9 protein-coding genes are annotated in these 13,540 nt (G+C 34.9%); 1 reads left to right on the top strand and 8 read right to left on the bottom strand.

Going from position 1 to position 13,540, the window contains the following annotated elements; all coding sequences use genetic code 11:
- Positions 1-4 precede the first annotated feature (4 nt).
- The 5 genes from CW751_RS04495 to CW751_RS04515 all read right to left on the bottom strand — a co-directional run bounded on the left by CW751_RS04495 (position 5) and on the right by CW751_RS04515 (position 10,631).
- Positions 5-3,697, bottom strand: a complete 3,693-nt coding sequence (locus tag CW751_RS04495) for a PKD domain-containing protein (protein WP_101333803.1) — start codon at positions 3,695-3,697, stop codon at positions 5-7.
- A gap of 24 nt (positions 3,698-3,721) precedes the next feature.
- Positions 3,722-4,672, bottom strand: coding sequence for a PorP/SprF family type IX secretion system membrane protein (locus CW751_RS04500; RefSeq protein WP_101333804.1), 951 nt, complete (start codon positions 4,670-4,672; stop codon positions 3,722-3,724).
- Positions 4,673-4,674: 2 nt separating this feature from the next.
- Positions 4,675-8,121 (bottom strand): T9SS type B sorting domain-containing protein, encoded by a 3,447-nt coding sequence (locus tag CW751_RS04505; RefSeq protein WP_101333805.1) that lies wholly within the window; start codon positions 8,119-8,121, stop codon positions 4,675-4,677.
- Between the two features lie 485 nt (positions 8,122-8,606).
- Positions 8,607-9,683 carry an NADH:flavin oxidoreductase gene (locus CW751_RS04510; RefSeq protein ID WP_101333806.1) on the bottom strand — a complete coding sequence of 359 codons (1,077 nt, stop codon included), beginning with the start codon at positions 9,681-9,683 and terminating at the stop codon, positions 8,607-8,609.
- A gap of 87 nt (positions 9,684-9,770) precedes the next feature.
- A complete protein-coding gene (locus CW751_RS04515; RefSeq protein WP_240612531.1) occupies positions 9,771-10,631 on the bottom strand; it encodes a DsbA family oxidoreductase in 861 nt (286 codons plus the stop codon).
- A 268-nt stretch (positions 10,632-10,899) separates the two neighbouring features.
- Between CW751_RS04515 and CW751_RS04520 the strand changes: the two genes are divergently transcribed.
- Positions 10,900-11,454 carry a hypothetical protein gene (locus tag CW751_RS04520; protein WP_101333807.1) on the top strand — a complete coding sequence of 185 codons (555 nt, stop codon included), beginning with the start codon at positions 10,900-10,902 and terminating at the stop codon, positions 11,452-11,454.
- Between the two features lie 50 nt (positions 11,455-11,504).
- Here the strand turns inward: CW751_RS04520 and CW751_RS04525 are convergent, their stop codons facing one another.
- The 3 genes from CW751_RS04525 to CW751_RS04535 form a co-directional block, all read right to left on the bottom strand.
- Positions 11,505-11,744 carry a VF530 family protein gene (locus CW751_RS04525; RefSeq protein ID WP_101333808.1) on the bottom strand — a complete coding sequence of 80 codons (240 nt, stop codon included), beginning with the start codon at positions 11,742-11,744 and terminating at the stop codon, positions 11,505-11,507.
- A 25-nt stretch (positions 11,745-11,769) separates the two neighbouring features.
- On the bottom strand, positions 11,770-12,576 hold the full coding sequence (locus CW751_RS04530) for a DUF6567 family protein (RefSeq protein ID WP_101333809.1): 807 nt from the start codon (positions 12,574-12,576) through the stop codon (positions 11,770-11,772).
- 102 nt (positions 12,577-12,678) lie between these two features.
- Positions 12,679-13,422 carry an AAA family ATPase gene (locus tag CW751_RS04535; RefSeq protein WP_101333810.1) on the bottom strand — a complete coding sequence of 248 codons (744 nt, stop codon included), beginning with the start codon at positions 13,420-13,422 and terminating at the stop codon, positions 12,679-12,681.
- Between the last annotated feature and the right edge of the window lie 118 nt (positions 13,423-13,540).

The raw sequence follows: 13,540 nt of genomic DNA on the forward strand, positions 1-13,540 counted from the left end.
TATGTTATCTTATGAGGGTAACATCCCCTGATTTCTTAATTACTTGACCATTTCCCATTTCTACAACAAAAGTCCACGTGTAAACTCCTAAAGGAGCTTGCTCTCCATTATAAGTTCCATCCCAACCTTCACTTTGATCTTTTGAGTTAAAAATTAATTCTCCCCAATTATTATAAATATTAAAATCAATAGATTTAAAAGGTCCTCCACGTATTATGAAAACATCATTTTCTCCATCTCCATTTGGCGTAAAGCCAGAAGGTAGAACTGGCAGAAGCTCAACAGTTATCAATTTAGTTATGGTATCCTTACAATTATTTCCATCTGTCACCTCGAAATAGACATTATAACTTCCACCACTCGTATATGCATGGGAAGAATTTTGTTCATTAGCCGCTTCTCCATCGTCAAAATCATAGAACCAACCCGAAAGATTTGTACCTTCAGAAAGGTCATTAAAGTTAACTGTTTCACCAACCAAAGCTGGATTTGGATTCATTGAGAAGTCAGCAGTTGGACTCTGAATTACAGTAACTACCAAAGTAGTATCTGCCGAGCAACCTGCATCAGAAACAGTCGTTAAACTTACTGGATAATTTCCTGCAATTGGGAAAGAGAATGACGGATTTCTATCACTGCTTGTTCCAAATCCATAAAAATCATAATTCCATGTTGAAATACTTCCCTCTGGTATACTACTTAAATCAGTAAAGAAAATCTCATTTTCCTCACACGCTATTGAGTTGGTAAAATTAGGAATAGGTGCATAATTCACTTTTAAGGTTTCTGTAATGGTATCTGTACAATCATTACTTCCCGTTACCACTAAAGTTACGTTATAATCACCACCCTGCATATACGTATGAATAGGATCATCAACAGAAGAAGAGCCTCCGTTTCCAAAATCCCAATTCCAATTAGTTATGCTTCCCATGCCTGTTGTTGAATTATCGTTAAAAATTGCATTTTCACCTTGGCAAATTGAATTTACTGAAAAGTCTGCTGTAGGAATATCTTTAAATGTAACTGTCAGTGTATCCTTCGCTATAGGACATCCATAATTGTTTGTAGACTCTAGGATTAATTGCACAGAACCATTTCCAACATCACCTGCAGAAGGAACATATACAGTAGATAAAAATGCATTACCAGGTGTAAAAGACCCTGTACCTAAAGATGACCAAGCTCCTGTTGGGGAAGCAGAGTTGATTGTTCCTGATAATTGAACAGCTGCATTTTCACACATTTGTTGATTAGGTCCAGCATTAACCACAGCAGACTTCACAAAATGTACACGAAGAGAATCGTATTGTCCGGAACAAACTCCGTTAGTGGTCAAAAAGAAATCAACATAACCAGCAGTCGTATCTACAGGACTCACTGTGTAAGAAGTATTTAAAGCATTATCATTCGCAATTGAGCCAAATCCAGTAGTACTCCATTCAGGCCCAAATCCACCTGTTATATTTCCACTTAGGTTGATCAATGTGTTTGTAGCACATAGTGAATCATCAACCGTAATATCAATGGATGGTTCAGGAGTTATAGCAACCAATAGTGTATCATACTCTGGTAAACAATTTTGATTATCATTAGATGTTAAAATGATTTCAAAATTGCCATTACTTATATCAGCTGGATCAATTAAATAGCTTGTGATCAAATCATTTTGACTTGGTGAGAAAGAACCGTTTCCTGTTGAAGACCATTCTCCAGTTGTAGTAGCACCACTAACTACCCCCGTCAAATCTATTTCCGTTTCATAAGAACAAATACTTATATCCGTTCCTGCATCAACTGCGGGGGCTGGTGTAAATCGTACAACCATAGTATCTTTATCATTATCACACGCAAAGAAACTACCAGCAGAAGTCATCACTAACGCAACACTATCCGCATTAATTTCTGTGTTTGAAGGAGTGTATGTTGTCGTTAAATCATTAGGATTCCCAAATACACCTCCATTCCCGTCGTTCGACCATGTTCCAGTAGTTGCAAAAAGAACATTACCAGATATAACAATACTCGGTATGTTATTTTTACAATATTCAAGATCAGCATCAACAGTGACTACAGGTGATTGAATAAAGTTCACTTTCATCGTATCAGTTACTTCATTACAACTTCCTGTTGAACGCAATAAAAAAGAAACCTCTCCTTGAGCATAATCACTTGGCGTTGGTGCGTAAGTGGTGTTCAAACCTGTTGCATTCTGAAAAGTTCCTGTACCATCTAAAGTAGACCAAATCCCAGTGTTTGTAGCTCCTTTAATCGTTCCATCAAGGGTAATTGAAGGCTCTCCATTACACAAGGTTGTATCTTTCCCTGCATCAATAATCGTACGTCTAAGAAAAGAAGACATATAATGATAATACGTACCAGAAGATTGACCACCGTTAATAACACCTAACGCAAAGAAATCAGAAGTATTCTCAATTAGATTTACTGAGTTAACAGGAATATCTGTTAGGCTACTCAAATCAATCTGACATCCACTCCATGCACCACCAGTTCCGGGTACAACGTCAAACAAAGAACCTGGAACTAAGGTATTGGTACCATTTAATAAAAAGTCATTTACAGCAGATGTTGGACATAATAAATTCAGGAAAAATCCTTCATTATTTGATCGGGTAAAACTTACCTGTCCAGAACCAGCACAGTTAATTGGTGGTAAAATTGCTGATCCTAACTCACATCCAAATCCTGAAGCTTGCAATACGTAAACATTCTTGTTTGAAGAGACGAATGTCAATGGATCAGTAATTGTATAATTCCAGGTATCCCCCCTATTTAGATATTGAGTTGTTGTTCCTCCCAAATCTGTAATATTAACCTCTGTAAAGTTTTCTGTTGCTACAACATATATACCCTCTTCAACATCGGCATGCATACTTCCTTTATTTACAATATATTCATTACCTACAACCTCAACAGGGACAATTTGATCTCCCATTAAATCACGGCATGTCCTAGGAACTCCTGTAACTGAATCCTCAGAAATAGTTACAGAAATGGGTTTATTTGATGTTATAATTGAACCAGCAAGACTCCTACCAGGCACATTAACATTTTGATAAATATTTTCAACGGTATAAACTTGACCAGCATTTAGTGTTATTGAATAGGTTACACCAGCAGGATGACCGACAACATCAGTTCTTGGAGTTATGTTGATGGTTGTATTATTTTCAGTTGCAACAATATTAAACATTTGTTTTGGCTGGGTACTTCCAGAAGACATGTTCCAATTAGGATAACGGGTTTGGAAAGGAGTAACAAACTCAGTACCTAATCCATTTCCACCCTTGAGCGAATATGTCTCTGGATTGTTACCAGAAGTCAACACCTCATATACAACAGTTACCAAGGTATCCGCTTCTATCTTAATTCCGTAATCTAAAGGTGTGTCAGCTGGTTTTGCCTCCAACGTATTTATGATTGTAGACAGATCAATAGATTCCAGTGAGTTTGGCGGTATTGAAACGGTTATATCAACACCTCCTGCTGGTTGATATAAACGAACTGAAGTCGTTTGATTAAATGTCGATATACGGAATTTAACAGGAACATTATCTGAGTGACTTGGTGTTACCCATGGCGCTGCAAACCAAAATACAGAATCAACCTGAGCTTCTGAAACTTTTGCGAATGCCATCACGGCAAATAATAAAATTAATATCTTTTTTGCTTTCATAACTATATCAGTGTTATATTGTAATTAGTCATTGTATTCATCCAATATGCTATTATTTAAACTATCATCTAGCTCTTCTAGCGTTGGTTTCTTATTATTAATAATAAACGAAATCAATACCTCATGAGAACCAGAATTATATTTTTTTATTCTATTAATCGAAATATCATAACCATAAGCTACAGTAAGTCTTTTTTTCCATGTATAACCCGCAATAATTCCTATTGCATCATCATGCCTATACATTAAAGAAAGGTCATATTTATCATCGTACTTTACGGTAACCATAGGAGAAACTTGAAGAGGAACTGGCTCTGTGTATTTAAAAAGAATATTAGGTTGTAATTTAATTTTTTGTTTTTCAAACTCAAAATTATATCCTGCAATAGCATTAAAATGGAACTGTAACTGAGAATTAAAGTTTGTAAACTTAATCATCTTACCCAAAATTCTTTGTGCAGAAGCCATCACAAAAAATCGATCGGAGTAAATATTGAACCCCATATTAATATCAAAAGCATTTGTTGAGTTAATATTTCCAGAAAAAACATCATCTCCCTCATCTGCTGTAACCGCATCATATAAACGTATTCTATATTGAAAATACCCTGGCTGAATTCCTAAACCGAGTTTTATGTTTTTACTCAAATTAAAATGATGCGCATAATTCAAACGGATTCCTGTTGTATTCATTAATCCAGAATTTTGATTATAAATACCAACACCATATCCTATTTTACCTTGATTTTTGACTGACCCTAGCAAGTTTATATTAAAATCTGCTGGAGCGTCATCAAAACCAACCCATTGTGATCTGTAACCAGCACTAACAACTAGTGCTTCTTGACTACCAACATAGGCAGGACTATAAAAGAAGATGTTCCTCATAAAATCGGAATACATTCCAATTTGCTGTGCGTTCAATGTTGAAGTTGAAAGCAATAAAAGAATGGTTATGTATAAAATTTTTCTCATAGCTACTGTTTCCCTTTTCTCAATACCAATAAAGCACCTTTATAAACTTGTTCTTCATTTGAAGTATTCAAGTTGATTATATAATAATAATTACCATCTGGCACGTCCTCTCCTTTATAGGTTCCGTCCCATTGTGTTGTGTATCCTTGTGATTCAAAAACTTGTTGTCCCCATTTATTAAAAACCTCAACACTTGCTTCAGGGTATAACAATTGAATGAAAGGCAGTTTCCATACATCATTGTAACCATCGCCATTCGGTGAAATTACGTTAGGAATTAAAGTATTAATCTCTTCAGTAACATTATCTATTGTTACCCACACTACTGTACTATCGAAACACCCTAAATCATCGTAAACATATTGTTTAACAGGAAAAGTTCCATTTTGAAAATAAATTGTGGTTGGATCTTGTTCGTTGGAAATCTCTCCATTCCCAAATTCCCAATCCCAAGCAGTAGTATAAAGGGAGGTATCTATAAAATTGTAAGTTGTACCCACATTAATACCGCTAGTAAAATTGAATGTAAATCCTGCTTTTGGAGCTGGTGTTATCATCAAAGGCTTTTTAATAGTATCAGAGCAGTTGTTTACAGTAGAAACAATATGTTGAATACTATAATTACCTGAATTTGTGAATACAACGTCATAGTCAGGTAAATTAATTGTTCCTTGTCCGCCAAAGTCGTAGAACCAATAATTTATATCATCAGCAGAAACTGAATTGTCCACAAAGCTAACTGTTCTTTGATTATTTTCACAACTTCCTGTAAATGTAAAGTCGGCAGTTGGTAAAGCAAAAATCTCAATGTTTTTCTGAATTGAATCCTTACATCCGTTTGAATTCGTAACCGTTAATTGTACATCATAATTCCCTTCTTGGTTATAATAATAGGATGGGTTCAATTGATTTGAAGTGTTTCCTTCTCCAAAATTCCATTCATTATTTGTTATTGTACCATATCCTGCTAAAGAAAAATTGACAAATTTAGAGCTGTCATTCAAGCAGTTGTCTGTTGTATTAAAATTAGCATAAGGAGGAGCAACAAATACAAATTGCACAACATCACTTTCTACTGCACAATTACCATTTGAAGTAGATGTTAAGGTAAGCGCTATTTGCCCTGAAGTTATCTCCGAAACTGTTGGCGTATAAGTTGCATTAAGATCAGTATTTGAAGGAGAGTATGTTCCTGCACCTCCCGACCAAATTCCAGAGCTTGTTCCTCCAGTTATTAAACCATTTAAATCAATAAGCGAATCATTAGTACAAATAAGATCATTCAATCCCGCGTCAACCTCAGGTTCCGGCGTATACCTTATAAAAACACTATCCATTTCGGCAACACATCTTCCATTAGAAGTTGAACTCAGTTTTATCCATGTCCCTGAGTTGTTTAAGTCATTTACACCAGGAGCATAATCTGTGTTTAAAGACACATTGTTGGGATTAAATATTCCATCACCTTCAGATGTCCATTGACCTGTTGTAGATGCTCCTGAGACAGTTCCATTTAATGTTACGACATTATTATTTGCACATAACCTAATTGTATCTTCCACTATATCAACAATTGGAGGAGGCGTTATTGAAATATCTATTGAATCTTTTTCTGCGGTACAATTGCCATTGTTGGTTGTTGTAAGTAATAATCTCACGTTGCCGTTAGTAATATCTGCTGCTGAAGGTATATATGTTGCATTTAAAGAATCTGGATGTGGTGAGAAGCTTCCAGTTCCATAACTTGTCCAAGTTCCTGTAGTTGATCCACCTTGAACACTTCCATCTAATTGAACATCTGCATTGTTTGCACATACAGTTTGGTCAACTGAAGCGTTAATAACTGGAGGTTCACCAACTGTTAATAAGAATGTATCTTTTTGAACAGGACATAGACTTCCATCTGAAGTAAGAATGATTTCAACAGGACTAATTAGAGCATCTAAAGAACTTGGTACGTATTCATTATTCAAATCATTTAACCCATTAGTAAATGTGCCGTAACCAGAGCTACTCCATGAACCATTTATGGGACCTCCACCCACTATACCATTTAAAGGCATGCTAACATTTGCACAAACAGACGCGTCGCTTCCCGCAATTGCAAAAGGTGAACTTTCATATTCGGTTTGATAGTTATAACTATATCCATCTCCACTATTTCCAGATAAAACAGCGAGGCCAAAGACATCATTTGAATTTTCAATATCCACCAAGGTTCCAACAGGAATTTCTGCTGTAGTAAAAAACTTTTGTGCCACCATTAAGTCTCCGCTTGTTCCCGGAACACTTACAAAATCAGATGCATTTATGCTTGCTGGTGCTCCGTTTACTGTAAACATGCCTTCATTTCCACTGCGTGTATAAACCACTACACCAAAGTCATCAGTAGATGTTCGGTAAATTGAAGTTTTATTATTTCCAGCACAATATACATTTGGAACTGAAGCCAAACTTAACTCACACCCCATTGAACTCACATGATAAACATAAACAGGCTTATTTGATGATATATATGCAACATCATCTGTTAATTGAAACTCATAAGATTCTCCCCAACTAATCGATGCATTGGTAGTACTTGAAGTGTTAACTGTAAAATTGGTACCGTTTTCAGTAGCCAGAACATATATCCTATCATCGTTACCTGTTCCTTTATGAACAACAAACTTATTCCCCAAACTCTCTGTGTTTGTCATTTGTTCCCCTATTGCATCAGCACAAGTTCCATTTTCGAGTCCGTCTTCAAAGATGGTTACAGCAACTGGTTTGTCTACCGAAACAATAGATCCGGATAAACTTGATGAAGGTAAAGGATCTAAATCTCTGGCACTATACGTTTGTCCTTCATTCAAAGTTATAGAAAAAGTTGCATCTTTTGTACGTCCAACGATATCAGCTCTTGGAGTTATTAGAACTGTTGTATTATCCTCGGTAGCCACAATATCAAAAGAAGAAAATGCAGTTGGCGTTGAGGTTGTATTTGACCAATGTTTCTGGAAAGGTGTATAAAATTCTAAACCGAGAGCCAAAGCACCTTTTAAACCTATCACTTCTTTATTACTAGAACTATTTAAACTGTAATTCGCACTTATATCTGCAGTTGAAGCTATTTTAATACCGTTATCCATAACCACATTGCCTGTTGTGGCGATTATATCCGAGATAAAAGGCGTTAAATCAACTGACTGATATGAGTTTGCAGGTAAATTATACGACAAAGGTGTAAAACTAGGGGTTGCAGGTAAAGAAATCGTTACCGTTGCAGGATCTGCATAGGAAGTCAGTTCTAAAGAAATTGGAGTGTCTCCAACTCCACTCGAGGCGTTTGGAGCAACAAACCAAAAAGTAGTATCAATTTGATTGAAACCTACAAAATGAATACAATTAAAAACAACTACAAGGAGTATTAACTTATAATTTTCCCTAATATCTTTTAAAATAAACATACTAATTTCTAATAATTTATGTTAGCCAGAAAGTATTGATACACAGTTAATAGTAGTGCCATTTGTTCTTTAGCTGTTAGTAAAAATTGAGTAAATATATAATTATTTGATAAAAAATCACAATTTTAATCTTTTTTTCTAAAAAAAACCAAAACGTAAAACCTTGATTTTCTGAATTATAAAAATCTGTCACAAACATTTTTGACTTAAAAACCAAACACAGCGAAAGGTGTAAAGATCTAATTAGCAGCTCTTTACAACAAAACAACTAGATTAACATGAGCTTAATTCATTTTAAAAAAAATTGGTCGATCAATAAAAGTAATTTACTGCTTAAAAACTTCATTTTATCGATATAACTTAATTGAAAAAGATTTATAATAATTTCGCCTTCTTATTTTAAGTAAAACAACTCACTTCAAAAGCTCTTTCTAAGCAGAAATCAAGTAATAACTACCCTTAAAAGTCATCATACACAAACTAAGTTATTCTTTTACAAATCCTTTCCAACGTTTCATGTAATTTACAAAATCGTCGCTCAGACCTTCAGCATTCAAATAAGATTTAGAAATCGGGGTTTCAATTGGTTCAAAAGAGGAGTTATCTATTACTTTTTGAGGAAAATCGTGGTGTAAAATTGCCGAACGTCCTATGGTTACAAAGTCAACTCCATTTTCTAGAACCTCATGTACTTCCTTTCCATTACGAATTTTACCTGCAACGGTAAACTTCACATCTTTAAAATCAAGTTCAAGAAAATGTGCCAACAATGTTTTGTCTGCATGCTCCTCTTCTACTGGATGCTTAAAAACATCCCAAAGAGAAATATCCAAAAAGTCAATCTTATTTCCATCAATTAACTGCTGACTTACCGTAAGTACTTCTTTGAGTTTCATTCCAAATCGTTCAGGTGACAGCCTTACCCCTAACAGAAAATCATCTCCGCACCTACCTCGTGTTTCATTCACAATTTCGAAAAGTAAACGCGCTCTATTTTCTAGACTTCCGCCATACTCATCGGTTCTTTTATTGATTTCTGAACTTAAAAATTGAGTAAGAATATAACCATGCGCACCGTGAATCTCCACACCATCATATCCACACGCTTTAGCGCGAACTGCTGCACTTACAAAGTCATTCTTTAAAATTTTCACTTCTTCCAAAGTTAAACCACGTGCTCCATGCTCTTTATTATCGGAAGGACATTGTGGCTCTGTTTCTAACAATTCTTTTGGCGAACGCATTCCTGCATGTTGCAACTGAATGACTGCTAAACTATCGTGGGCCTTAATTGCAGAAGTTAACTTTTTGTGTCCTTCCATCAATTCATCAGAAAAAATCCCTAGCTGTCTTGGAAATCCCTTCCCTTCTTTTTGAACATGAGAAGCGCAAGTCATCACCATACCAAATTGTCCTTTGGCACGCATGCTTAACCATCGAAACTCATCTTCCGAAAGTTGACCATTTTCATGACTTTGGGTATTTGTTAATGGCGCTAACATGAATCGATTCTTCATTAAGACACCGTTTTTAAATTGAACAGGAGTTGCTGGGTTTTTCATTGCTGTGGTTTTGAAATCGTATTAAAATAGAGTAAAAACAAATTGGTTCGGAAATGAAAGAACTTTTTCCGAACCAATATTTTGTCATTAGTCACAAGTACCGTCTGGCTTACAGCTTTGTCCTTGCGTTATATCAAGCTTTACAGCTGGATTATCTTCTCTCCATTCTCCAAAAGCTTTTTCTAAACTTTCAAGAAAAGCTTTAGGAGGTTGCGCACCAGAAACGGCATACTTTCTATTGAACACAAAAAATGGTACACCTTGCACTCCTATTTGACGTGCTTCTGCGATATCAGCATTCATCATTTCAGCATATTTATTGTCTGACAATGCAGTTTCTACCTCATCCTTACTCAATCCTATTTCCTCACCGATTGAAATCAGAGATGATTTGTCTGCAATATTTTTTCCTTCTGTAAAAAATGCTTTAAACATAACTTCTTCCGCTTGGTTTCCAAGTCCTTTTGTTTTTGCCATTTGAATTACCTGATGTGCCTTTTTAGAACTCACCAATTGCGCTTTGTCAAAATCATAATCTAATCCGGCCTGTTTGGCCGTCTGCGTTAATTGGGCAAGCATTCCGTCAACTTGTTGCTCGCTCATTCCTTTGTATTCAACTAAATGTTGAGCATAACTTTTATCGCTTGTTTCAGGCGTATTCGGATCCAATAAATAACTTTTCCAAATTACTTCAATATGCTCTCTATCTGAAAATTGAGTCAATGCCTTTTCTAGATTTCTCTTTCCGATATAACAGAAAGGACACATTACGTCGCTCCATATTTCTATTTTCATTTTATTTTCCATGTTCATTTCTTTATTTACTTTTATTTCTGAATTATCTTTTGTTTTATTAGTGCTTTTAGTTTCTTCCTGTGCACAAGATGAAAAACTAACACTTACAATTAACAGCAACCAAAAGATTGCTTTTGTTTTTAATTTATTCATTCCATTCTTCATAAGTAATTTCAATTCTTCTCAAACCATCAAAGTTACTACATTTTAAATGACTTCTTCTTATGGGTTTCATAAAGGGAACTATGGAAAATGAAGAACAAGAAATTCATTCGAATCTGGTTATACCGAATTTAATTAGAGTTTTAGATCTGTTTTGTGAATCAAAGCATAAGCTTTGGCAATTTTGTAAATAATTGTAGCTATATTCATACTCAAAATCAACGCTATCAAGAAAGTTCTTATTTTATTTAGTTGCTTAATGTTGTTGACAAACGTCTATAGCCAACAACATCAAATTGAAGTCGGTGCTGGAGTACTCTCTTCAAATGCTACGGTAGACATTTTATCGAATATAGGAAAAAACCTTGCAGGCAGTGCATTAACCGGTTCAACTTTAACAAATAGTCAATATTATGGAGAGTTTAGGGCTTCGTACTCATACCTCCCTCTAAACTGGTTAGCCACTGGAGCAACAGCTTCTTTTTCTAGATCCATGCATGACCATATTCAATATGGAGAATATACAGGGAAACAAGAAATTGATTATTTCACTATAGCCGCAGAAGCTACTTTTTATTACATGAATAGAGAGCACGTGCGTCTTTACGGTTTGATTGGAGTGGGAGGAACATTTGTTCAGCAAACGGACAGAGATGCAAACAGTTCTTATTTGGAAGTTAGAAATTATAATTATCTAAATTTCCAGTTGAGTCCGATTGGTATTGAAGCTGGAGCACAACAATTTGGAGGATTTATGGAACTAGGTTTCGGATATAGGGGAATAATAAGTTTGGGTGCTTATTTCAGACTGTAGAAGAGCACTTAAACAGAGCTGCTATCTACTTCTCTAAGAAGTCATTCACCTCATCTCTTACTAAAGGTTTTCAAGTATAGCTTTTCAACTTTATTTCGCGCCCAAGGTGTTCTGCGTAGAAATTTCAAGCTCGATTTCTTGGAAGGGTTATTTTGAAAACAATTGATATCTATGCGATCTCCTAATTCATCCCAACCATAATAATCTACAAGATCATCGATAATGTTAGATAATTTTACACCGTGAAGGGGGTTATTGGGCTGTTCTTCTACTTTTTTATACTGACTCATATTTTGACATTATAGGTTTGTAAAACTACTGCTCTTTTTCTTTAAGAAGATCAGATTCAGATATAAGATTTTCAATATTTACTTTTTTCAAGATTTTTTTATCTAGTTCAAGATATTCAATCAACACACTCTTTTTACCAACAGCAATTAACTTGCCTGCTTGTTGAATTTTCAATTTAGTATATCCAGAACCTTCTACTAGGTAAAAATTAATCAAATCTCCTATATTAAATTCATCACCAATATGCTTGAATTTGTTGTGTTGAAAAAATAATCTTCCGTACTTAAATCGTTTTACTTTTAATTTGTTGAATTGATTGTTTACCAAAACCTTCGCTCTTTTCTTATTAAAACGCACTATTTCCCCAGAGTGAAAAATGCTCTCCTTTTCATAAAAGACCACATCATTAGCCAAATCAGGTAAGGCATTAGAGTGATCATAAATTTCAGCAGGAAACGCTGGAGTTACAGAATCTAAAACAAGGTTTTCATTAAAATCCACAACATCAGCAGTAATTATGGCTTTCGTTTTCACGACAACTAAGAAATAAGCAGTTTTAAAATCTACAGAGACATTTGCATAAGCTTGTCCTGGATTTAAGGGATAGCTTTCATACATATTTCGCTTAGCCTCCAACATCAAACCATCAGTTGCAACACTACCAAAACCAAAAACTTTTGTAGTTTCTGAGCTTCCAATAGCGTAATCAACAGTTTTGAAGTTTGCATCGTTCAAAGCGGCGTTTCCAGTCATTAAACCTGAATGAAAAGCGCATGAGCTTATTGTTAAACTGATAATTATAATTCCTAAAATATGTGTAGCAAGCTTCATAAATGTTATGTTTTATTCGATAAAAAACAAAAGTAATGAAAAAGATGCATCATAGGTATAAATTCATCATGAAGCAGAAGAAATTGGTATTTCTTTTTTGATTCACGTTTTGGATGAAGAATCATCAATAACCTCCATAGACTCTTCTTTTTCTAGTTGTTCAATTAAAATTGATTTCACCTCTGTTAAAGCATAATCTTTGGCCTCAGCGTAGGAAACATCGTATTTTCTTTTGAAATCTTGTAATTCAAGCGGATATTCTTTTAAAAGCTTATCATAATATTTATCTAACATTTCTTGATTTGGCATATCGAACTGAATGCGCAATTGGAATCTTCTCAATAAGGCTGTATCAATGATTTCCTGATGATTTGTAGCACAGATTAAAACGGCTTCCTTTGGATAATAATCCATCAACTGAATAATGGTATTCACCAATCTCCGCATCTCACCCACTTCCTTATCGCTATTATCTCTTGACTTCCCGATCTGATCAAATTCATCCAAAAACAAAACAGCTTTGTCTTTTCCTGCTTTATCAAAAACTTGTTTTAAATTTTGGGAAGTTTCTCCTATTTTTGAACAAATGATATTGCTTAAGTTGAGCACGTAAATCTTTTTCCCTAAACGATTAGCAATCGCTTTGGCAGTGGTCGTTTTACCACATCCAGAACTACCAGAAAGTAACATTGTATTGTTGACCGGTAAATTATATTTACTTAATTCTTCAACATATTTATACTCTTTAATAAACTGTTGAATCATTTTCTGACTTTCATTGCTCAAGAAAACATCGTCTAAAGCAATAACTTCTCGGTCTTTTATAATAAGATCATGAATATTCATGGGTGATGTAAAATAAAGTGCAAATATACCATAAGAAGATGGAGAATTACGTTCATATCGTTTTCTAATTCGTCAATTTTGCTTCTCCCGTTCTTCCTAAACGAAATAAAAACATCCT

Origin of the sequence: Brumimicrobium salinarum, from assembly GCF_002844555.1 — a bacterium.
Classification (GTDB): Bacteria; Bacteroidota; Bacteroidia; order Flavobacteriales_D; family Crocinitomicaceae; genus Brumimicrobium; species Brumimicrobium salinarum.